This is a genomic window from Phormidium sp. CCY1219 (genome assembly GCF_035615515.1).
Classification (GTDB): domain Bacteria; phylum Cyanobacteriota; class Cyanobacteriia; order Cyanobacteriales; family Laspinemataceae; genus CCY1219.
Genome location: NZ_JAJENT010000946.1, coordinates 1 through 257, shown reverse-complemented (window position 1 = coordinate 257; position 257 = coordinate 1). Strand labels below are relative to the sequence as shown.

At 51.8% G+C, this 257-nt stretch carries 1 protein-coding gene; it reads right to left on the bottom strand.

The genetic code is table 11. The features are described 5' to 3' along the window. The coding region (locus tag LKK83_RS30660; protein WP_324635260.1) for a HEAT repeat domain-containing protein at positions 1-257 on the bottom strand (257 nt) is incomplete at both ends.

The following is a 257-nucleotide window of genomic DNA, read 5'->3' as shown; positions in this document are numbered from 1 at the left end:
CTAACCCGGCGATTGCCTGTGGATTGCCCGCGCCAATTTTCCCCAAACTTTCTGCCGCTAGCCAGCGGGTATATTCAAATTCAGACTCGGCGATTAAATTGACTAACCCGGCGATTGCCTGTGGATTGCCGGGGTCAATTTTCCCCAAACTTACTGCCGCTAGCCTGCGGGTCAATTCAAATTCAGACTCGGCGATTAAATTGACTAACCCGGCGATTGCCTGTGGATTGCCCGCGCCAATTTTCCCCAAACTTTCT